Genomic DNA, 21,432 nt, shown 5'->3' with positions numbered 1-21,432 from the left:
GTCATGCTAAAAACAATGCAGAAACACGGCGTCACGCTGGCCATTTTCGCCGCAGCCCTGACGGGATTAACCGCGCTGGTAAACGAGCTCACGAAAACCACTATCGACGAGCAGGCGGTTAAGCAGCAAAAGGCGCTGTTCGATCAGGTGATCCCTTCGGACTTCTACGACAATGACCTGCAGAAAAGCTGCTTTGTCGTAGAGGCACCACAGCTCGGCAAAGGCTCGCACAGGATCTTTATCGCCCGCAAAGGCGATGCCCCCGTCGGTGCGGTCATGGAAGCAACGGCGCCGGACGGCTATTCGGGCGCGATTCAGCTGCTGGTCGGTACGGATTTTTCCGGTACCGTACTGGGCACCCGCGTCACCGAACATCACGAAACGCCAGGCCTCGGGGATAAAATTGAACCTCGCCTGAGCGACTGGATTTTGCACTTTGCCGGCAAGGTAATTCACGGCGAAAATGACGCCGCGTTTGCGGTGAAGAAAGACGGCGGTGAGTTCGACCAGTTCACGGGTGCCACGATCACGCCGCGCGCGGTCGTTAACGCCGTTAAGCGCGCCGGGCTGTACGCAGAAACCCTGCCCGCGCAGATTAACAATCTTACCCCCTGTGAGGAGTAATCATGAGCCAGGTTAAAGAGGTTATCGTTCAGGGGCTCTGGAAAAACAACTCCGCCCTGGTACAGCTGCTGGGGATGTGTCCGCTGCTGGCGGTGACCTCCACCGCAACGAACGCGCTTGGCCTTGGGCTGGCAACCACGCTGGTGCTGACCCTGACCAACCTGTCCATCTCTGCCCTGCGCCGCTGGACGCCGACGGAAATCCGTATTCCGATTTACGTGATGATCATCGCCTCGGTAGTGAGTATCGTGCAGATGCTAATTAACGCCTACGCGTTCGGCCTGTATCAGTCTCTGGGGATTTTTATCCCGCTCATCGTGACCAACTGCATCGTGGTCGGTCGCGCCGAGGCCTTTGCGGTGAAGAATAGCCCGGCCATGTCGGCGCTAGACGGTTTTTCTATCGGAATGGGTGCCACCGGCGCGATGTTTGTACTGGGCTCAATGCGCGAGATTCTGGGCAACGGCACGCTGTTTGACGGTGCGGATGCGCTGCTGGGCGGCTGGGCGAAATCCCTGCGCATTGAAGTTTTCCACACCGACACGCCGTTCCTGCTGGCGATGCTGCCGCCGGGCGCGTTTATTGGCCTGGGCATGATGCTGGCGGTAAAATACCTCATTGATGAAAAACGCAAGCGCCGCGCCGCCGAGCGCAGCGTCCAGGAAGGGATACCCGAGAAGGCTGTATGAATAAAGAGAAACGCGTCGCGATCCTGTCCCGGCTGCGGGATGAGAATCCCCATCCCACGACGGAGCTCAACTTCACCTCACCGTTCGAACTGCTGATCGCGGTGCTGCTCTCCGCGCAGGCGACGGACGTCAGCGTTAACAAGGCAACGGCGTTGCTCTACCCCGTCGCGAATACGCCGCAGGCGATGCTCGAACTGGGCGTTGACGGCGTGAAGTCGTACATCAAAACTATCGGCCTGTTTAATAGCAAAGCAGAGAACGTTATTAAAACCTGCCGCATTCTGCTGGAACAGCACGGTGGAGAAGTTCCGGAAGATCGCGCGGCGCTAGAGGCGCTGCCCGGCGTGGGGCGTAAAACCGCTAACGTGGTGCTTAATACCGCGTTTGGCTGGCCTACCATTGCGGTTGACACCCATATTTTCCGCGTCTCAAACCGAACAAACTTCGCCCCGGGCAAGAACGTGGAGCAGGTTGAAGAGAAGCTGCTTAAAGTGGTTCCCGCAGAGTTTAAGGTAGACTGCCACCACTGGCTGATTCTGCACGGACGCTACACCTGCATTGCGCGCAAGCCGCGCTGCGGTTCCTGCATCATAGAAGATCTATGCGAATACAAAGAAAAGGTCTATGACTGATCGCAGCTTGCAAACGTCTGCCCGCTAATCAAAACCTTACTAAAGGAAGGCCAACTAATAACCTTCCTTTTCACCGCACCCCGTACGTCTGCTTCGTCTACCCACTGCCCGATCGTGCGGCTATTTAACGCTCAAACAGGTTAATTGTTTTTTCATCACCAAAAATTTCTATACATATGTGATCGAGATCACTCTGATAACGTCATGTTGATTTTTTGTTGGCAAAAGCCCGTTAACCCTTTATCCAGACAGGTCCAAAGTCATTTTGCACCGCAGATAAGACCAGTCATTTTTCAGAATACAGGCTATATCACTGCCATTAAGGACAAATAGCAGAAGATATCGCCATACAGCGGTTTCACCGGGGCTTTAGTAGTGAAAAAAACTGCTAAAAATCCACCATCGAAATTTAACGCTGAATAACATTTAGATGACGGGTGGATTATAGCGCCATGGTTATATGTAACAGAGTATGTCAAACGTATTGCCAGAACGTTCAGGATAGTGAACATTACCTGCCGTTTCCCCCTCCCAATATAACTATAAGGCGGATGGACTACGGTCATCACGCTGTGAACACCCCCGTTAATATGGGATGTAAAAAAAGAGGTATATGTGTCTACTGCAAACAATAAACCAACAGATGAAAGCGTGAGCATGAACGCTTTTAAACAGCCTAAAGCGTTTTATCTCATCTTCTCTATTGAGTTATGGGAGCGTTTTGGTTACTACGGCCTGCAAGGGATCATGGCGGTTTACCTGGTAAAACAGCTGGGTATGTCAGAAGCCGATTCCATCACGCTGTTCTCTTCCTTTAGTGCTTTGGTCTACGGTCTGGTCGCTATCGGCGGCTGGCTTGGCGATAAAGTGCTCGGTACTAAACGCGTTATTATGTTAGGTGCCATTGTTCTGGCCATTGGCTACGGGCTGGTTGCATGGTCTGGACACGATGCTGCGGTTGTTTACATGGGTATGGCGACTATCGCCGTAGGTAACGGCCTGTTCAAAGCCAACCCGTCTTCCCTGCTCTCTACCTGCTACAGCAAAGACGATCCGCGTCTGGACGGTGCATTCACCATGTACTACATGTCCATCAACATCGGTTCCTTCTTCTCCATGCTGGCAACGCCATGGCTGGCGGCGAAGTTCGGCTGGAGCGTGGCTTTCGCGCTGAGCTTTGTGGGTATGCTGATCACCGTGGTGAACTTCCTGTTCTGCCGCAGCTGGGTGAAAGACTACGGTTCTAAACCCGACTTCGCACCGGTACACATGGGCAAACTGCTGGCAACGATCGCGGGCGTAGTGGTGCTGGTCGCTATCGCAACCTGGCTGCTGCACAACCAGGGCATCGCGCGCGCCGTGCTGGGCGTTGTCGCACTCGGTATCGTGATTATCTTTGGTAAAGAAGCCTTTGCTATGAAGGGTGCCGCTCGCCGTAAGATGATTGTTGCATTTATCCTGATGGTAGAAGCGATTGTCTTCTTCGTGCTCTACAGCCAGATGCCAACCTCGCTGAACTTCTTCGCTATCCGTAACGTTGAGCACTCAATTCTGGGTATCGCGTTCGAGCCGGAGCAGTATCAGGCGCTGAACCCGTTCTGGATCATGATCGGTAGCCCGATTCTGGCCGCCATCTATAACAAGATGGGTGACCGCCTGCCAATGCCGCACAAATTCGCCATCGGCATGGTGCTGTGCTCCGGCGCGTTCTTGGTGCTGCCGCTGGGTGCGAAGTTCGCGACCGACGCGGGTATTGTCTCCGTTAACTGGCTGATCCTGAGCTATGCCCTGCAGTCCATCGGTGAGCTGATGATCTCTGGCCTGGGCCTGGCAATGGTTGCGCAGCTGGTTCCACAGCGCCTGATGGGCTTCATCATGGGCAGCTGGTTCTTGACCACCGCTGGCGCGGCTATCATCGCCGGTAAGATTGCAAACCTGATGGCGGTTCCAGAAAACGTGACCGATCCGCTGGTCTCGTTGAACGTGTACGGCACCGTATTTATGCAGATTGGTATCGCCACTGCGGTTATCGCCGCGCTGATGCTGCTGACTGCGCCTAAGCTGAACCGCATGACTCAGGACGACGATAACGACGTGAAAGCGAAAGAAACCGCTACCGCGTAACGTCTTCGGGAAACGACTGATCGAAAGCCGCTAATGCATTAGCGGCTTTTTTTTTATTCGAACGCGCACTAACATAGCTGGAACCTCAGCAAAAAGGAGTTACCGATGAAACTGTTCTATAAACCGGGCGCGTGCTCTCTTGCTTCCCATATTACCCTTCGCGAGAGCGGCAAAGATTTTACGCTTGATGGCGTTGATCTGATGAAAAAACGCCTGGAAAACGGCGATGACTTTTTTGCCATTAACCCGAAAGGACAAGTGCCCGCCCTGCTGCTGGACGACGGTACGCTTCTGACCGAAGGCGTGGCAATTATGCAATATCTGGCCGACACCGTGCCTGACCGCCAGCTGCTGGCGCCCACCAGCAGCGTAGCGCGCTATAAGACGCTGGAGTGGCTAAACTTTATCGCAACCGAACTGCATAAAGGCTTTACGCCGCTGTTCCGCCCGGACACGCCGGAGGAGTACAAACCCACCGTGCGCGCGCTGCTGGAGAAAAAGCTGAAGTACGTTGACGATGCGCTGAAGGACGACCAGTGGATCTGCGGCGCGCGATTCACCATCGCCGATGCGTATTTGTTTACCGTCCTGCGCTGGGCGCGTGCGGTTAAGCTGAATCTGGAAGGGTTAAACCATATCGCGTCTTATATGGAGCGCGTAGCGGCGCGTCCTGCGGTTGCTGCGGCGCTGAAGGCGGAAGGTTTGAACTAACCGAGCGGCCTGAGTAGCCGGGTGGCGCTGACGCTTACCCGGCCTACCCATTCGTAGGCCCGTGCAAGCGCAGCGCCGGGGGGGAGTTAACGCTGCGTCGCGCTAAAGTAGTGTTCCGGCTTCGCAATACGATCCTGCGCCGCCACCACCTGCAGTTCGTATTCCTGCATGTCTTTCGTTGCAATCATAATTTCATACACTGCCGCAGTCACGTGCTCAAGCGCGTCGCGCAGGGTTGCGCCCTGCAGCAGCTTGACCAGCAGCAGGCCGCTGGTGACATCGCCCACGCCAACCGGCTGACGGGTGCCAAAATCAACCAGCGGGCGGCTAATGTGCCACGCTTCGCTTTTGGTCACCAGCAGCATCTCAAAACGGTCCTGGCTCAGCCCTGCGCGCGCCAGGTGCTTGACCAGCACAATTTCGGGCCCCTGCGCGATAAGCTCGCGAGAGGCGCTTACGGCCTCCTCTACGCTGTTGACCGGGTGCTCACAGAGAATTTCGAGCTCAATCAGGTTCGGGGCGATAATATCGCTCGCAGGAAGCGCATGACGAACGTGGAACTCCGCCACGCCGGGCGCCACGATGCAGCCCTTCTCCGGGTGGCCCATCACCGGGTCACAAAAATACTTTGCCGCAGGATTTGCCGCTTTCACCTGACGAACGATGCCCAGGATATGTTTACCCTGCTCCGCCGAGCCGAGGTAGCCGCTCAGCACCGCGTCGCAGCGCTTGAGCTGATCGATATCCGCAATGCCCTGCACAATCTCCGTGAGATGAGATGGCGGCATAACGCAGCCGGTCCATTTTCCGTATTGCGTATGGTTAGAGAACTGTACCGTATTGAGGGGCCAGACGTTGGCACCGAGGCGGCGCATGGGAAATTCCGCTGCGCTATTGCCAGCATGCCCAAAAACAACATGGGACTGGATGGCGAGAATATTCTTCATTTTTTGCTTACCACACCCTGAAAATACAAAAGGGGCGTGGTTTCCCACGCCCCTGGCTACGTTGACTTACTTCCAGCAAACCAGACAGTAGTTTTTCTTACCGCGACGCAGCAGCGTGTAGCGGCCATACAGGCGATCGCCGTCGACGAAGGTATATTCCGGGTCGGCCTGCTTTTCACCGTTAATGGTGATCGCGTTCGAAGCGATGGTTTTACGCGCCTGGCCGCGGGAAGGCTGGAGTTCGGAGTCCACCAGCGCCTGCATCAGGTCGGCACCTTTTTCCATCTCGACCATCGGCACGCCGTCCTGCGCCAGCTGCTCGAAATCTTCTTCGCTCAGGTCGCTCAGCGTGCCGTTAAACAGGCTTGCGGTAATGCGCTTTGCTGCCGCCAGGCCTTCTTCGCCGTGAACCAGTTTGGTCACTTCGTCTGCCAGCACGTACTGAGCACGAGGCGCTTTACCGCTGTTTTTGTCTTCTTCTTCCAGGGCATTGATGGCTTCAATGTCCATGAAGGTGAAGAACTTCAGGAAGCGGTAAACGTCGGCGTCCGCGGTGTTGATCCAGAACTGGTAGAATTTGTACGGGCTGGTTTTCTTCGGATCGAGCCAAACCGCGCCGCCTTCAGTTTTACCAAACTTGGTACCGTCCGCTTTGGTGATCAGCGGAACGGTCAGGCCAAAGACCTGGTTCTGGTGCAGGCGACGGGTCAGATCGATACCGGAGGTGATGTTGCCCCACTGGTCAGAACCGCCAATCTGCAGGGAAACGCCGTGCAGCTTGTTCAGGCAGGCAAAGTCATAGCCCTGCAGCAGGTTATAGGAGAACTCGGTAAAGGAGATCCCCTGGTCGTCGCGGTTCAGGCGCTGCTTCACGGCTTCTTTGTTAATCATCTGGTTAACGGAGAAGTGCTTGCCGATGTCGCGCAGGAAGGTCAGCACGTTCATGCCGCCAAACCAGTCGTAGTTGTTCGCGGCAATGGCAGCGTTATCGCCGCAGTTGAAGTCGAGGAAAGGCGCAACCTGTTTGCGGATCTTATCCACCCACTCCTGCACGGTGTCCTCGGTGTTCAGTTTACGCTCGGCGGCTTTGAAGCTTGGATCACCAATCAGACCGGTAGCGCCGCCGACCAGTGCGACAGGCTTATGGCCCGCCTGCTGGAAGCGTTTCAGGCACAACAATGGAACAAGATGCCCCAAGTGCAAGCTGTCAGCGGTGGGATCGAAGCCGCAATAGAGCGCGATCGGGCCTTGCGCCAGTCGCTCTGCTAACGCTTCTTCGTCCGTCACCTGGGCCACGAGGCCCCGCTCTTGCAATTGTTTAATCAAGTTACTGCTTGCCATCAAATTCTCCATGTATAAACGACTGCACCTTTGCCGGTACACGACTTTTCGCCTGGTGCGAAAGGAACATAGAATAAAGCGCTGGCGCACGTAGCGCTAGCGCTTAACACAACAAATTTCGGGGATTAGGGTGCCAGTCTGTCGATTTTCCAGCCGCCGTCCTCGCGCTGGTATAAAAAGCGGTCATGAAGGCGATGCTCGCCTCCCTGCCAGAACTCCATCTGCTCAATGGGAATGCGGAATCCGCCCCAGAAGCTCGGCAGCGGCACCTCCCCTTGTTGGAACTTCTGCTTGAGCTCAAGGAATTTACTTTCGAGCACGCCGCGAGCGGAAATTCGGCTGGACTGTTTTGAAACCCAGGCGCCAATCTGGCTGTCGCGCGGACGGCTGTGGAAATATTTAACCACTTCCAGCGTGGAGAGCCGTTCTGCCTTGCCTGTCACCATCACCTGGCGTTCCAGCATATGCCACGGGAAAAGCAGGCTAATGCGCGGGTTATTTTCCAGGTGGTGGGCCTTGCGGCTGCCGAGGTTGGTGTAGAACACCAGCCCTTTTTCATCATAATGCTTGAGCAGCACGATGCGCTGATAGGGCTGGCCGTTTTCATCAACCGTCGCGACAACCATCGCCGTAGGATCGGCAAGCTTCGCTTCGCAGGCCTGTTTCAGCCAGCGTTCAAAAAGCACCAGCGGTTCGGCGGGAAGATCCTGGCGGCGCAGACCGCCCTTGGTGTATTCACGGCGCAGGTGCGCAATTTGCTGCAGTTCGTCGTTATCTGACATGGCGTTAGCTGAAATAGACATTGGGTGGCGCTATTGTGCGCCGCCCCTGTGAAAATCTCAACGCTTCGGATTTTCGAGATGGCAATTGTTCAGCACGATGTTGTCGCGTTTATACACCGTGGCTTCGTCACCTTTCGACCAAAAGACGTAGATCCCGTCCGTGTAGCGCGCGCCGGAGGCCGACATGCCCTGCTTCAGGGTGAGCAATTTATTGTCGTATACGAAGCTCGCTTCCTGGCGCGGGTTATTGATCTTAACGGTCAACGGTTTTTCATCGCAGCGATACTCCAGCGTATCGGTCTGCATGCGCTCAACGAGCTGATTGTAGGCGCTGCACCCGGACAGCAATAAAGGGAGTGCGATAAGAAGATATTTTTTCATGGGCGTGTTCCAAAGACTTTCCTGGTCCTGGAGGACATGGCTGCCCTCCCGTTTCTCTTCCATAGTAACGACTTCGCATTAGGCTGAATGTCAGTTAACTCTGATTATGTCGCGGGTTCGCCGGGAATATTGCTCCAAGAACGCTTGCCTCACGCGCGCCGGTCACCGAGGGCAAATTGCCCGGTAATCCCGCAACGGTCCGCCAGGCGAGCCAGGCAAAGGCCAACGCTTCCATATCGTCACCGCTGATCCCGGCTTCATCCGTGATGGTGACTTCAGTCCCCGGCAGCAGCGCTGCCAGACGCGCCATCACCAGCGGGTTTCGACTACCCCCGCCGCAGACCAGCAGACGCTCGCACCCGCCGCTCAGCAGCACCTGCTCTGAAATGGACACGGCCGTTAACTCCGCCAAAGTAGCCTGAACGTCCCGTGCCGCCAGGGCCGGGAACGGCTGCAGCTGGCGCTCAAGCCAGGCGTAGTTGAAGTACTCGCGCCCGGTGCTTTTCGGTGCGGGCTCCGCGAAATAAGGATCGCTCAGCATGGACTGAAGCAGCGGCAGAATGACTTTTCCTTCGCTGGCCCAGCGTGCATCCTTATCGTAGGGCTTACCGCACTGACGCCAGATCCACGCGTCCATCAGCATATTGCCCGGCCCGGTATCGTAGCCGCGCACCGGCTGTCCTGGGATGAGCATGGACAGGTTCGCAATCCCGCCGATATTAAGCACCATGCGACGCTCCGTCGGGTGTGCCAGCAGCGCCTGATGAAACGCGGGCACCAGCGGCGCGCCCTGCCCGCCAAGCGCAATGTCGCGACGACGAAAATCGCCTACCACCGTCACGCCCGTCTTCGCCACAATCTGATTATTATCGCCAATTTGCATCGTATGCGGGGCTTCACCGGTCGGCTCATGCCAGACCGTTTGACCGTGGCATCCAATCGCCACGATATCCTGCGGCTTCAGCTTTTCCCGGTCCATCAGCGCCTGTACCGCATCGGCGAACAATGCGCCCAACCGCACGTCCAGCTGCCCAAGCTGCGAAAGCGTTAACTGCTGCCCCTGACAGATATTCAAAATATCTTCTTTCAGCGAGACGGGGATCGGCCAGGTCAGGCTCGCCTGCTGTGCCACCATGGTTTCATCAATTGCGGCCAGAACAACATCAACGCCATCAAGGCTGGTGCCTGACATCACACCGATATAGCGACCCGATTTCATGCGCTTTCCTTACGTTATGTGGGCTAAGGATAGACACTCCACCATAAACAGCGGTGCTTTGCTATGCGCCAATAATAATTTTTAACAATCTCAGGGATGTACCACAGAGGCGCATTTGTTGATGCGCCGTTAAGTGAAATTCAAGTACAATTTTCCTATTGGTAGTGCAAAGATGGGAATGATGGCTTTTTATGCCATATAATTTAGCCATGACGGATGCCCGACGCGGGCCTTTTTGGTGAACAGGAGATTCAAATGATTTTACGTGTACTGGGCGTTTCACTGATTGGTTTAACACTGGCGGGCTGCGTTAATGACAGCTCTCTTTCTGGCGACGTATACAGCGCGTCTGAAGCTAAACAGGTTCAGAACGTTACTTACGGTACGATTGTTAATGCACGTCCTGTTCAAATCCAGGGTGGTGATGATAGCAACGTCGTTGGCGCTATTGGCGGTGCAGTGCTGGGTGGCTTCCTGGGGAACACTATCGGGGGCGGCACGGGCCGTTCGCTGGCTACCGCGGCTGGCGCGGTTGCTGGTGGCGTAGCCGGTCAGGGCGTTCAGGGTGCAATGAACAAAACTCAGGGCGTAGAGCTGGAAATCCGTAAGGACGACGGCAGCACCATTATGGTTGTGCAGAAACAGGGCAACACCCGCTTCTCCGCCGGTCAGCGCGTCGTGCTTGCCAGCAACGGTAGCCAGGTTACCGTTTCTCCGCGTTAATGTTTAAAAGGTGTAGTCTTTTGGCTACACCTTTTATTGTATTCATCATTCAAATATATAATCCCGCCAAATACATTCACACCATTTATATCTAAGCCCATAATACTTCCGGCATAAGCCCTATATATTGTTTCTGCGCAAAACATCCCGTTTTTAAATTGGTAAACTTCGCACAACGTCAAAAATGATGAATTAAATTTATTTTGTTACAAAACACCTATGATATTGATTAATCGCTATATTAAGAACCGCTATGTTTGCTTCTGCATGGGCTGCATACTGGTTATTGGTATTTTGAACGCCTTGTATTTAAAACTCGCCGAGTGGGTACCTTCATTTTCACCATTACTTTTCCCAACGCTGACGATTTTTTTACTGGTATTTCATCTGTTTATTGCCTGTTTTATGGTAATGAGATACGGATGCGACAGAAGACGTCTTTATCTGATCGCCATTGCATTTGCATTCGTCGGTTCGGCATTGCTGATGGTGGGAACACTTTCCAGCTTCCCGGCCTGGCTGCATTACTACAAGCGTGACGCGATTAACTACAACGACGCAATGGTTTTTTTCTCGTTCCGCCACCTCCTGATGTCCGTCCTGTTCACGGCGTCATCCGTACTCTACACGCTGCGCCATCGTCCGCTCTCAAAGATGTTCCATGTCGCCGTTGTCTCGGGCGTGGTACTGTTTACCGCCAGCATAGTGACGCTGGCCTGGCTGTACTCCAGCAAATCTCCCTTATTCAGGGTTGACCTGATCGACAATGAAACGCTGCAGTTTATGACGCTCTGGAGTCAGGTCATTAATATCATATTAATTATCCTCTGGACGGGCACCCTGTTAGCCCTGATGATTATTACGCGCGTGCGCGATCTGTTCTGGCACGCCGGTAATTTTTTATGCGTCTGTTATATCGTGACGTTGACCATGCTGTTATTTGGCGGGCACGCAGAAGATTTTTCCTGGTATCGCGCCCGTTTATTTGAAACCGTGGCAACGTTATTGATTATTTTTGTGCTGCTCTATGATGTATTCAATCTCTATCGCGCATCTACGTTAAAATATCAACAGTCATACCAGAACTCTATTCGCGATCCGCTCACGCGGCTCTATAACCGCAGCTATTTTTATGAATCGTTAACCCAGGCGCTGACGAAGGCAAACGCTAACCATCCTGTCTCCGTAATTGTGAGCGACCTGGATCGTTTCAAGCGCATTAACGATTGCTACGGACATTTGCAGGGCGACAAGGTATTAATGTTTGTCGCCAATCTGTTAATGGACTCCGTGCGCCCGCATGACATTGCTGCGCGCATCGGCGGCGAGGAGTTTGTACTGATGCTGGCTAACACGCCGTCCGACGCGGCGAGGCAGGTGGCTGAGCGTATCCGCCTGCATCTGAGCAGCTTTGACAAGGCCAGCAGCGGCGGTCAACTGCCGGAGACGATCACCATCAGTATGGGGGTGTTCACCGCAGAGTCAGGCGCGATGTCACCTGAAGGGTGCGTGGAGTGTGCGGACAAAGCAATGTATGAGGCCAAAGAAACGGGGCGAAACCGGGTCGTGGTCTTTCACTAACAAAAGGCCTTGCGGGTGCAAGGCCTTTTTCAATACTGCTAGTCACGAGCCTGCAGTTCGTGAATATTTTGCTCAAGACGCGCGATAAGCCCGATGAGCATCTCAAGTTCAGCAGGAGAAATTCCCGCAAGGATCTCCCCTCGCGTCTTGCTGATCACCGTTTCCATTTCGGTGATGATCGGTTCCGCTTTTTCCGTAAGCTTAATCCGCTTGGCGCGACGATCGCTGGCGCAGGTTTGCCGGGAGATGAGCCCTTTCTCCTCAAGCTGGTCGAGCGTACGCACCAGCGAAGGCTGCTCGATGCCTATCGCTTTTGCCAGCTGAATCTGCGACTGCTCGGGCGGCAGCTGGTGAATGTTGTGCAGCGTGACCCAATGCGTCTGCGTGAGCTCCAGAGGTTTCAGGCGATGGTCAATCAGAGCACGCCAGATGCGTACCAACCTTGCCAGATCAGAACCTAATGGCGATTCCAATTTCATCTCCTTATAATTAGCTTGCTAAGTTATTATACTGATTTTAGAATAGTGTGCAGCATTTGTATTGCCAAAACAAATGCAATACTGCATTCGTCGACGCACAAAGTATGACTTACACTGAAAGCTGACGCCTCGGTGTGTTAAGAAAAAACATTCTACCCATAGCAAAGGATCACTGCTCGTGACGTTTTCTTACAGCTCGACGGGGCTTCCCCTTCAGGACCTGATCGTCGGTGCTTCAGTCTATTTTCCCCCGCTGTTTAAGGCCGTTCTGCTGGGCTTTTTGATCTGGCTCGTTGCGCATCGCGTATTGCGCGATTGGATGTATTCCGGCGATATCTGGCATCCCATGCTGATGGATCTCTCCCTGTTTGCGCTGTCCGTGTGTCTGGGCCTTGCCGTATTGATTGTCTGGTGAATATATCTATGAAAACGTTGAAATATTTTTCCACCCTGTTGGTACTTGCTCTGGCGCTGATCGCGGGCTGGTGGCTGTGGAATTATTATATGCAGTCTCCCTGGACGCGCGACGGCAAAATTCGCGCGGAGCAGGTCAGCATAACGCCTCAGGTATCAGGCAGTATCACCTCGCTTCTGGTGAAGGATAACCAGTTTGTTAAGCAGGGGGAGGTCCTGTTTCGTATCGACGAAACGCCTTTCCATATCGCGGTTCTCAACGCGCAGGCCCAGCTCGCTAAGGCCCAGTCCGATCTGGCGAAAGCCAATAACGAGGCCAACCGCCGCCGTCATTTATCGCAAAACTACATTTCCGCAGAAGATTTAGACACCGCAAACATTAACGTGAAGGCGATGCAGGCCAGCGTCAACGTGGCAGAAGCCACGCTCAAGCAGGCCGAGTGGCAGCTGACGCAAACGGTGGTGAAGGCCCCGGTTGACGGCTGGGTAACAAACCTTTCAACGCGCGTGGGCAACTATGCGACCACGGGGCAGCCGGTCTTCGCGCTGGTGGACAGCCACTCTTTCCACGTGGTGGGCTATTTCGAAGAGACCAAGCTGCGCCACATACAGCAAGGCGCCCCTGCCACCATTACGCTCTATAGCGGCTCGCAAACGTTACAGGGTCACGTTTCCAGTATTGGTCGCGCTATTTACGACCAGAGCGTTGAAACGGATTCAGGCCTCGTCCCCGACATCAAACCGAACGTGCCGTGGGTGCGTCTGGCGCAGCGCATCCCGGTGCGGGTCGAATTTGACAAGCTGCCGGAGGCCATTACGCTGGTCTCCGGGACAACCTGTACCGTTTCCATCGGTACGCCTTGATGAACCTACAGGCCTTTTCCTGGCGCAATACGCCGTGGCTTAAAGCGACGCGCCCCCAGTGGCGCTATGCGCTGCGTAACGGCATTGCGATGTGCCTTGCGCTGACCGTCGCCTACTACCTCAACCTGGATCAGCCCTACTGGGCAATGACCTCTGCGGCGGTCGTGAGCTTCCCCACCGTCGGCGGCGTGATCAGTAAAAGCCTGGGGCGCGTCGCCGGTAGCCTGCTGGGAGCTACGGCGGCGCTGATTATTGCGGGACATACCCTCAACGATCCGTGGCTATTCTTATTGAGCATGGCGGCCTGGCTGGGGTTCTGCACCTGGGCCTGCGCCCATTTTACCAATAACGTCGCCTACGCCTTTCAGCTGGCGGGCTACACCGCCGCGATCATCGCCTTTCCGGTGGTCAACGTGCTGGACACGACGGAACTGTGGGACATTGCGCAGGCCCGCGTTTGTGAGGTGATCGTCGGTATCCTGAGCGGCGGCGTGATGATGATGGTTCTGCCCAGCACGTCCGATGGCACGGCGCTCATCACGGCCCTCAAAACGATGCATACCCGCCTGCTTGAGCACGCCAGCCTTCTCTGGCAGCCGGATACCAATGACGACATCCGCATTGCGCATGAGAAAGTCATCGCCCAGATCCTGACCATGAACCTTCTGCGCATCCAGGCCTTCTGGAGTCATTACCGCTTCCGTCGCCAGAACCGGCTGCTTAACTATCTGCTTCACCAGCAGCTGCGCATGACCAGCGCCATCTCCAGCCTGCGGCGCATGCTGCTCAGTTGGCCAACGCCTCCGGCGCAAACCCGAGAGGCGATCGATGCGCTCCTGGCCGCGCTCGCGCGCCCCGACGCGGACATCTACACCGTGGCGCGCATTATCGCCCCGCTCGCCCCTACGGACGAATACGACTACCGCCATCGCGCTTTCTGGCAGCGCCTGAACTATTTTTGCCGCCTCTATTTGCGCAGCAGCCGCTGGATAAAGGCCGTTGAGAACGCCACGCCGATAACGGAATTTGCGGTACCCGCCAGCCCTGCGCTAACGAGGCACACGGACTACATGGAGGCGTTGTGGAGCGGCTTTCGCACCTTTTGCGCGCTCACGCTCGTGGGCGCGTGGGCGATTACCACCCAGTGGGACGCCGGAAGCGCCGCGCTGACCCTGGCGGCCATCAGCTGCGTGCTCTACTCCGTCGCCGCGTCGCCGTTCAACTCCCTGACGCTGCTGCTGCGCACGCTGGTGCTGCTCTCGCTGTTCAGCTTCGTGGTGAAGTTCGGACTGATGGTGCAGATTAGCGACCTGTGGCAATTCCTGCTGTTTCTCTTCCCGCTGTTAACCACTATGCAGCTGCTGAAGCTGCAAATGCCAAAGCTGGCGGGGCTTTGGGGGCAGCTGATCGTCTTTATGGGCTCGTTCATCTCCGTCACCAACCCGCCGGTTTATGATTACGCTGATTTCCTCAACGACAACCTGGCGAAGATCCTCGGCGTCGGGCTGGCGTGGCTGGCGTTTGCGGTCCTGCGCCCGGGCTCGGACGCCCGCAAGAGCCGACGCCATATTCGCGAACTGCGCCGGGGCTTTGTCGATCAGCTCAGCCGTAAGCCCCACCTGAGCGAAAACGAATATGAGTCGCTGGTTTATCATCACGTAAGCCAGCTCAACACCAGTCAGGACTCCCTGTCCCGCCGCTGGCTGCTGCGCTGGGGCGTAGTGCTGCTTAACTGCTCGCACGTGGTGTGGCAGCTGCGCGCCTGGGAAACGCGCTCAGACCCGCTTTCGCAGGTGCGTGATATCTGCATTGCATTGCTGAGAGACGTGATGAGCGAGCGCGGCGTTCAGCAGCGCCCGCTCAGCGCGACGCTTGCCGAACTGCAGCGAATTTGCGATAGCCTCGCGCGCCATCACCTTCCGGCCGCGCGCGATTTAGCGTCAATCGTCTGGCGGTTGCACTGCTCGCTGTCGCAGCTGGAACAGGCTCCGCCACCGGGAACGATTGGGGATCAGATCACCCCGCAGGCGTAGCGCGCCCCGCCGCCCCCGAGCGGTTTAGGGCTGTCGGACATATTGTCCCCGCCGACGTGGATCATCAGCGCTTTGCCTTTAACCTCATCCAGCTTTTTCAGCCGCGGAGCAACAACCGCATCCGTGGCCTTGCCATCGTTATTGACCACCAGCACGGGCAGATCCCCAAGATGCCCCATGCCTTCCGGCCCTTCATGCTTGCCCGATTTTTGCGGATCGAGGTGGCCGCCCGCCGCTTCCGCCGCAGAGGCTTTGCCCTCCTTCATTGCGGGCTGACAGCTGCCTTTGGCGTGAACGTGAAAGCCATGCTCGCCGGGAGGAAGTGCTTTGAGATTGGGCGAAAATTCCAGCCCTTTATCGGTTTCGGTGATGGTTACCGTCCCGATAGACTGGCCGATTCCCTGAGACGTGACGAGATTCATTTCTACTTCATCACTGGCCGCCTGCGCCCCTGCGCAAAAAGCCAATGCAACTACAGACAGAACAAAACGCTTCATGTGACCTCCCGGGTTATTTTTTAGCCTCTTAAGTGTATACCAGGGCCGAAGAACTCACCGGAAAGTCACCCTTTTTTAGATTACGGCACGTCGTAGCCCAGCGCAGCCTTGCGGATGCGGAACCACTGCTGGCGGGTCATCTGCAGCGCTTCCGCAGCCAGCGCGGAGCGGACGCGCTCAATTTTGCCGGAGCCAATGATAGGCAGCGGTTTTGACGGCAGGCGAAGGATCCAGGCATAAACCACCTGCTCGATGCTTTCGGCATTCAGCTCGCGCGCGACGGCCTCTAACTCATCGCGCAGCGGCTGGAACTCATCGTCATTGAACAGCCGGCCGCCGCCGAGGCACGACCAGGCCATCGGGCGAATGCGCAGCTGCTGCAGCTGGTCGAGCGTGCCGTCCAGCAGCAGCGGCTGATGTACAGGGGAGATTTCAACCTGGTTCGTCGCCAGCGTAAACGGCAGACGAGACTGGAGAAGCGCAAACTGGGCTGGCGTAAAGTTCGACACGCCGAAGTGCCGGACCTTGCCGCTCTGGTGCAGCTCAAGAAACGCCTGCGCAACCTCATCCGCGTCCATCAGCGGATCCGGGCGGTGAATGAGCAGCAGATCGATACGGTCGGTTGCCAGGTTCGCCAGCGACCGTTCGGCGCTCTCAATAATATGGTTGCGATCGGTAATGTAGTGGCCCAGCGCGTTTTCAGGCCTGGCCGTCGTAGCGATACCACACTTCGTCACGATCTCCATACGATCGCGAAGCGCAGGCGCTAGCCTGAGAGCTTCACCGAAGGCCGCCTCGCACTGATAGCCGCCATAAATATCGGCGTGGTCGACCGTCGTAATGCCCAGGTCAAGATGTTCTTCAATAAAGCTGGCAAGCTGTTGGGCGGACATGTTCCAGTCCATTAAACGCCAGTAGCCCATGACAAAACGTGAAAATTCCGGGCCCTGCGGGGCAAGGGTAATACGCTGAACCATTACATTTTCCTCAAGGAAGTCATGCCCTGAGTATACGCAATTAGCGGATTAAAACAGTGAGGGTTGCTGAGGTTCTTCGGTTTGATCGGCTTTGTTTGCGCGTAATTTACGCAACAGACGCTGCCGGCAGAGGCGAATCACCTCTTGCTTTTGCGTGTCGCTAAAGTTTTGCCAGTTAAAACGCTCCTCGCGGGTACGCATGCACCCGCGGCAGTAACCGCGCTCGTCAACCTGACAAATACCCCGGCACGGGCTCTGGATGGGGAAAAATTCCAGCTGCTCTGCCACAAATACCTCCAAAAGGCCAATATTCAACTACAGTGAAGACGCTAAATGGCCAGCATGCAAGAGGATTAGCACAGAATTATGGCATTAAGGTTTCACTAATCTTCCCTCCCTATACTGATGCTATCACTATAAAGAATGGTTTTTTTTGAAAATGTGGTCTATTAAAAAGTTACAGTGTAACGATACGAAATTCACTCTGGTCTGCGCCCTTTTCTTTACGGGGCTTAATGCGCTTTTCATTCAACGCAGCTGGGCGATCATCGCGCCATCGCAGCTGCATGACGTCCTTTTCGCCGCCTCGGTGCCGCTGGTGCTGTTCTGCGGCTGGGTGGTTGTCTTTAGCCTGCTCAATATCCCGTATATTCGCAAGCCGCTGCTGATTGTGCTGACGATGGGATGCGCCGCAGCGACCTGGTTTATGTACGCCTACGGCGCGGTTATCGATCAGAACATGATGGTTAACGTCTTTGAGACCAACTCGCAGGAAGCCACCGCGCTGGTCACGCCGCAGATGATTCTGTGGATTGTGGTTGCGGGTCTGGTGCCCTCTGTAGTGCTGGCGCTGACGCGCATTCGTACCGGTAAATGGTGGTACGCGCTGCTGACGCGCGTTGCCGCGATGCTGGGCGCGCTGCTGGTGATTATCCTTGTTGCCTCCGTATTCTATAAAGATTACGCGTCGCTGTTTCGCAATAACAAGGCCATCGTCAAGATGGTGACCCCGGCGAACTACGTCAGCGCCCTCATGAAATACAGCAAAACGCGCTGGTTTGCCGGCGACCAAACGCTGGTGCGCCTTGGGGAAGACGCCCATAAAGGCCCGCTGATTGCGGGCCAGCAGAAGAAAACCGTGCTGGTGCTGATGGTGGGGGAAGCATCCCGCGCGGCGAACTATTCGCTGAACGGCTATGGGCGCGAAACAAATCCACAGCTGAAAAAACAGAACGTGATTAACTTCCCGCAGGCAACCTCCTGCGGTACCGAAACGGCCGTTTCCGTTCCGTGCATGTTCTCCGGGATGACGCGTCAGCATTACGATGCCGATCTTGCGCGTCACCAGGAAGGCCTGCTCGATGTGCTTAAGCACGCGGGCGTGAATCTTCTCTGGCGCGACAACGACGGCGGATGCAAAGGCGCCTGTGACCGTATCCCGCACACGGACATGACCCAGTGGAACCTGGATCAGTTCTGTAAGGATAAATCGTGCATTGACGACGTGAACTTCTATCGGCTGGACAACGTGCTGGACGGGCTTAAGCAGGATACGGTGCTGGTCATTCACCTGATGGGGAGCCACGGCCCGGCCTACTATCGCCGCTACCCGGAGAACTTCCGCCGGTTCACGCCGACCTGCGATACCAACGAAATCCAGGATTGCGATCGCCAGGCGCTGATGAATACCTATGACAACACGATTCTGTACACCGACAGCATGGTCAGTCAAACCATCGATGCGCTGAAGGCGCGTCAGGGAAGCATGAATACCGCGCTGGTCTATCTGTCAGATCACGGTGAATCGCTGGGGGAAAGCGGTATCTACCTTCACGGTACGCCATATCTGCTGGCACCGGAGCAGCAAACGCATATTCCATTTATGTTCTGGCTGTCCCCGGACTATACGAAAAACTTTGGCGTCAACGAGCAGTGCCTGCGCGACCGTGCAGCAAAAAATGCGGTTTCACAGGATAATCTGTTCTCCACCGTATTGGGAATGATGGACATAAAAACAAGCGTTTATCAGCAGCAGCTGGATATTTTGGCGCAATGTCGATCATAACGGGCTTGAATTAGACCGAATGGTCTATTAGAGTGACGGCATGAGCAGAAATACAGAACACGATACGCGCGAACATCTACTGGAAACCGGCGAGCGGCTCTGCATGCATCGCGGGTTTACCGGTATGGGACTGAGCGAGCTGTTAAAAACCGCTGAAGTGCCAAAGGGGTCGTTCTATCACTATTTTCGGTCCAAAGAGGCCTTCGGCGTGGCGATGCTGGAGCGGCACTATGCTGGCTACCACCAGCGCCTGGCCGTTCACTTTGCCCGCGGTGAAGGCAACTTCCGCGATCGCGTTCTGAACTACTATCAGGAGACGCTGACGCAGTTCTGTCAGCAGGGCATCATCAGCGGCTGCCTGACGGTGAAGCTTTCTGCCGAAGTCTGCGATCTTTCTGAAGATATGCGTACTGCCATGGATAAAGGCGCCAGCGGCGTGATTGCCCTTCTGGCGCAGGCGCTTGATAAAGGCCGCGAGGAGAAAACGCTCAGCTTCACGGGTGATCCCCTGACGCAGGCGCAGGTTTTGTACTCCCTTTGGCTGGGTGCAAACCTGCAGGCCAAAATTTCTCGCAGTGCCGTGCCGCTGGAAAGCGCGCTGGCACATGTTAAAAGCAGTATCACAGCGCCTCGCGTGTAGCAGGCGTTTTTATTTAATCCATTACTAGTCGACTGGTCTACTCAGGAGTCTTTATGTCCGCTGAAAAACTATTTACCCCACTGAAAGTGGGTGCCGTTACCGCGCCAAACCGCGTATTTATGGCTCCCCTTACCCGCCTGCGCAGCATCGAGCCGGGTGACATCCCTACGCCTCTGATGGGTGAATATTATCGCCAGCGCGCAAGCTCGGGCCTGATTATCACAGAAGCCACGCAAATTTCCGCACAGGCGAAAGGCTACGCTGGCGCGCCGGGGCTGCACAGCCCGGAACAGATCGCCGCGTGGAAAAAAATCACCGCGGGCGTGCATGCTGAAGACGGCCGTATTGCGGTTCAGCTGTGGCACACCGGCCGCATCTCACACAGCAGCATCCAGCCCGGCGGTCAAGCCCCGGTTTCCGCCTCTGCCCTGAGCGCGAATACCCGCACCTCCCTGCGCGATGAAAACGGCAACGCCATCCGCGTTGACACCTCTATGCCTCGCGCGCTGGAGCTGAACGAAATCCCCGGCATCGTTAATGATTTCCGCCAGGCGGTCGCAAACGCGCGCGAAGCCGGTTTTGACCTGATTGAGCTGCACTCCGCTCACGGCTACCTGCTGCACCAGTTCCTGTCACCGTCTTCTAACCATCGTACCGACCAGTACGGCGGCAGCGTTGAAAACCGCGCCCGCCTGGTGCTGGAAGTGGTGGATGCCGTTTGTCAGGAATGGAGCCCGGACCGCATCGGCATCCGCGTTTCTCCGATCGGCTCTTTCCAGAACGTGGATAACGGCCCGAATGAAGAAGCCGATGCGCTGTACCTGATTGAAGAGCTGGCAAAACGCGGCATCGCCTACCTGCACATGTCCGAGCCGGACTGGGCCGGCGGCCAGCCTTACACGGAAAGCTTCCGCCAGAAAGTGCGCGAGCGCTTCCACGGCGTGATCATCGGTGCCGGCGCTTATACGCCAGAGAAAGCGGAAGACCTGATTGGTAAAGGTCTCATCGACGCCGTGGCGTTCGGCCGAGACTACATTGCTAACCCGGATCTGGTTGCGCGCCTGCAGAAAAAAGCAGAGCTGAACCCACAGCGTCCGGAAAGCTTCTACGGCGGCGGCGCGGAAGGTTATACCGACTACCCTTCTCTGTAATCCCTGCCATAGTGATTGATAGCGGCGACGTTTCGCCGCTATACTCAAACATCGTTTCTGTTAAAAAAGTTAATCCATTCCACTGGTTAAGAGGAAATTATGCGCCTACTTCACACCATGCTGCGCGTTGGCGACCTGCAACGTTCCATCGAGTTCTACACCAACGTGCTGGGCATGAAGCTGCTGCGTACCAGCGAAAACCCGGAATACAAATATTCGCTGGCGTTCGTGGGCTACGGCCCGGAAAGCGAGGAAGCGGTTATCGAGCTGACCTATAACTGGGGCGTAGATAAATACGAGCTGGGCACCGCGTACGGCCATATTGCGCTTGAAGTGGACAACGCTGCCGAGGCGTGCGAGCGCATCCGCAGCAACGGCGGCAACGTGACCCGCGAAGCCGGTCCGGTTAAGGGCGGCACCACCGTCATTGCCTTCGTTGAAGATCCGGACGGTTACAAAATCGAGCTGATTGAAGCCAAAGACGCCGGTCGCGGTCTGGGCAACTGATCCCGCAGGGCGCGCTATGCGCCCGTAGTTTTACTGCATCCCCTGTTAAAA

Annotated in this window: 23 protein-coding genes; 14 read left to right on the top strand and 9 right to left on the bottom strand. The window is 55.8% G+C overall.

Translation table 11 applies throughout. The features are described 5' to 3' along the window. Positions 1-3 precede the first annotated feature (3 nt). The 5 genes from rsxG (at position 4) to gstA (ending at position 4,780) form a co-directional block, all read left to right on the top strand. Positions 4-624, top strand: coding sequence for an electron transport complex subunit RsxG (rsxG, locus tag V1599_RS12080; protein WP_112009541.1), 621 nt, complete (start codon positions 4-6; stop codon positions 622-624). A 2-nt stretch (positions 625-626) separates the two neighbouring features. Continuing rightward, on the top strand, positions 627-1,313 hold the full coding sequence (locus V1599_RS12075) for an electron transport complex subunit E (protein ID WP_112009540.1): 687 nt from the start codon (positions 627-629) through the stop codon (positions 1,311-1,313). Next, positions 1,310-1,945 carry an endonuclease III gene (gene nth / locus V1599_RS12070; RefSeq protein ID WP_112009539.1) on the top strand — a complete coding sequence of 212 codons (636 nt, stop codon included), beginning with the start codon at positions 1,310-1,312 and terminating at the stop codon, positions 1,943-1,945. Before V1599_RS12075 ends, nth begins: the two co-directional genes overlap by 4 nt. Positions 1,946-2,560: 615 nt before the next feature. Continuing rightward, the gene (gene dtpA, locus V1599_RS12065) at positions 2,561-4,069 is read left to right on the top strand and encodes a dipeptide/tripeptide permease DtpA (protein ID WP_112009538.1); all 1,509 of its coding nucleotides are present in this window, start codon (positions 2,561-2,563) and stop codon (positions 4,067-4,069) included. Between the two features lie 105 nt (positions 4,070-4,174). Further along, positions 4,175-4,780: a glutathione transferase GstA gene (gene gstA, locus V1599_RS12060; RefSeq protein ID WP_395300096.1), complete on the top strand. Its 606-nt coding sequence runs from the start codon at positions 4,175-4,177 to the stop codon at positions 4,778-4,780. 86 nt (positions 4,781-4,866) lie between these two features. Here gstA and pdxY read toward each other — a convergent pair whose 3' ends face one another. The 5 genes from pdxY to anmK form a co-directional block, all read right to left on the bottom strand. Continuing rightward, a complete protein-coding gene (gene pdxY / locus V1599_RS12055; protein WP_395300095.1) occupies positions 4,867-5,727 on the bottom strand; it encodes a pyridoxal kinase PdxY in 861 nt (286 codons plus the stop codon). 66 nt (positions 5,728-5,793) lie between these two features. Continuing rightward, entirely contained in the window at positions 5,794-7,068 is a 1,275-nt protein-coding gene (gene tyrS, locus V1599_RS12050; protein WP_371187094.1) for a tyrosine--tRNA ligase, read from the bottom strand. 125 nt (positions 7,069-7,193) lie between these two features. Next, positions 7,194-7,850 (bottom strand): pyridoxamine 5'-phosphate oxidase, encoded by a 657-nt coding sequence (pdxH, locus tag V1599_RS12045; protein ID WP_112009614.1) that lies wholly within the window; start codon positions 7,848-7,850, stop codon positions 7,194-7,196. Between the two features lie 57 nt (positions 7,851-7,907). Further along, on the bottom strand, positions 7,908-8,231 hold the full coding sequence (gene mliC / locus V1599_RS12040; protein WP_112009534.1) for a C-type lysozyme inhibitor: 324 nt from the start codon (positions 8,229-8,231) through the stop codon (positions 7,908-7,910). Between the two features lie 94 nt (positions 8,232-8,325). Beyond that, complete coding sequence (gene anmK, locus V1599_RS12035; protein ID WP_112009533.1) at positions 8,326-9,450, bottom strand: anhydro-N-acetylmuramic acid kinase; 1,125 nt, start codon at positions 9,448-9,450, stop codon at positions 8,326-8,328. A 255-nt stretch (positions 9,451-9,705) separates the two neighbouring features. Here anmK and slyB point away from each other — a divergent pair, with 255 nt between their 5' ends. Together slyB and V1599_RS12025 are read left to right on the top strand one after the other, a co-directional pair. Next, positions 9,706-10,173 carry an outer membrane lipoprotein SlyB gene (gene slyB / locus V1599_RS12030; RefSeq protein ID WP_112009532.1) on the top strand — a complete coding sequence of 156 codons (468 nt, stop codon included), beginning with the start codon at positions 9,706-9,708 and terminating at the stop codon, positions 10,171-10,173. 219 nt (positions 10,174-10,392) lie between these two features. After that, positions 10,393-11,754: a GGDEF domain-containing protein gene (locus V1599_RS12025; RefSeq protein ID WP_112009531.1), complete on the top strand. Its 1,362-nt coding sequence runs from the start codon at positions 10,393-10,395 to the stop codon at positions 11,752-11,754. A 38-nt stretch (positions 11,755-11,792) separates the two neighbouring features. Here the strand turns inward: V1599_RS12025 and slyA are convergent, their stop codons facing one another. Beyond that, on the bottom strand, positions 11,793-12,233 hold the full coding sequence (gene slyA, locus V1599_RS12020; protein WP_112009530.1) for a transcriptional regulator SlyA: 441 nt from the start codon (positions 12,231-12,233) through the stop codon (positions 11,793-11,795). 178 nt (positions 12,234-12,411) lie between these two features. Between slyA and V1599_RS12015 the strand changes: the two genes are divergently transcribed. Genes V1599_RS12015 through V1599_RS12005 form a run of 3 tightly spaced genes read left to right on the top strand, consistent with a single transcriptional unit; the run spans position 12,412 to position 15,544 of the window. Continuing rightward, positions 12,412-12,648 carry a DUF1656 domain-containing protein gene (locus V1599_RS12015; protein WP_112009529.1) on the top strand — a complete coding sequence of 79 codons (237 nt, stop codon included), beginning with the start codon at positions 12,412-12,414 and terminating at the stop codon, positions 12,646-12,648. Positions 12,649-12,650: 2 nt separating this feature from the next. Beyond that, positions 12,651-13,511 carry an efflux RND transporter periplasmic adaptor subunit gene (locus V1599_RS12010; protein WP_395301576.1) on the top strand — a complete coding sequence of 287 codons (861 nt, stop codon included), beginning with the start codon at positions 12,651-12,653 and terminating at the stop codon, positions 13,509-13,511. Further along, entirely contained in the window at positions 13,511-15,544 is a 2,034-nt protein-coding gene (locus V1599_RS12005) for an FUSC family protein (RefSeq protein ID WP_395300094.1), read from the top strand. Before V1599_RS12010 ends, V1599_RS12005 begins: the two co-directional genes overlap by 1 nt. Here V1599_RS12005 and sodC read toward each other — a convergent pair. From sodC to V1599_RS11990, 3 genes are all read right to left on the bottom strand, one after another. Next, a complete protein-coding gene (gene sodC / locus V1599_RS12000) occupies positions 15,523-16,041 on the bottom strand; it encodes a superoxide dismutase [Cu-Zn] SodC (RefSeq protein ID WP_297117545.1) in 519 nt (172 codons plus the stop codon). The two genes, V1599_RS12005 and sodC, sit on opposite strands and share 22 nt — an antisense overlap. Before the next feature lie 80 nt (positions 16,042-16,121). Further along, on the bottom strand, positions 16,122-17,018 hold the full coding sequence (locus tag V1599_RS11995; RefSeq protein ID WP_297117548.1) for an aldo/keto reductase family oxidoreductase: 897 nt from the start codon (positions 17,016-17,018) through the stop codon (positions 16,122-16,124). Between the two features lie 48 nt (positions 17,019-17,066). After that, positions 17,067-17,306: a DUF1289 domain-containing protein gene (locus V1599_RS11990; RefSeq protein ID WP_112009524.1), complete on the bottom strand. Its 240-nt coding sequence runs from the start codon at positions 17,304-17,306 to the stop codon at positions 17,067-17,069. A gap of 151 nt (positions 17,307-17,457) precedes the next feature. Between V1599_RS11990 and eptA the strand changes: the two genes are divergently transcribed. From eptA to gloA, 4 genes are all read left to right on the top strand, one after another. Further along, the gene (gene eptA / locus V1599_RS11985) at positions 17,458-19,083 is read left to right on the top strand and encodes a phosphoethanolamine transferase EptA (RefSeq protein ID WP_395300093.1); all 1,626 of its coding nucleotides are present in this window, start codon (positions 17,458-17,460) and stop codon (positions 19,081-19,083) included. Between the two features lie 40 nt (positions 19,084-19,123). Further along, positions 19,124-19,723 carry a TetR/AcrR family transcriptional regulator gene (locus V1599_RS11980; protein WP_112009522.1) on the top strand — a complete coding sequence of 200 codons (600 nt, stop codon included), beginning with the start codon at positions 19,124-19,126 and terminating at the stop codon, positions 19,721-19,723. Between the two features lie 53 nt (positions 19,724-19,776). Continuing rightward, a complete protein-coding gene (locus V1599_RS11975; RefSeq protein WP_112009521.1) occupies positions 19,777-20,874 on the top strand; it encodes an alkene reductase in 1,098 nt (365 codons plus the stop codon). A 99-nt stretch (positions 20,875-20,973) separates the two neighbouring features. Then, positions 20,974-21,381, top strand: coding sequence for a lactoylglutathione lyase (gene gloA, locus V1599_RS11970; RefSeq protein WP_112009520.1), 408 nt, complete (start codon positions 20,974-20,976; stop codon positions 21,379-21,381). The last annotated feature ends 51 nt before the right edge of the window (positions 21,382-21,432 follow it).

Source organism: Enterobacter sp. ECC-175, assembly GCF_043968675.1.
In the GTDB taxonomy this organism is placed as follows: Bacteria; Pseudomonadota; Gammaproteobacteria; order Enterobacterales; family Enterobacteriaceae; genus Enterobacter.
The sequence above is the reverse complement of the archived record's forward strand: the minus strand, read 5'-3'. Positions and strand labels throughout refer to the sequence as shown.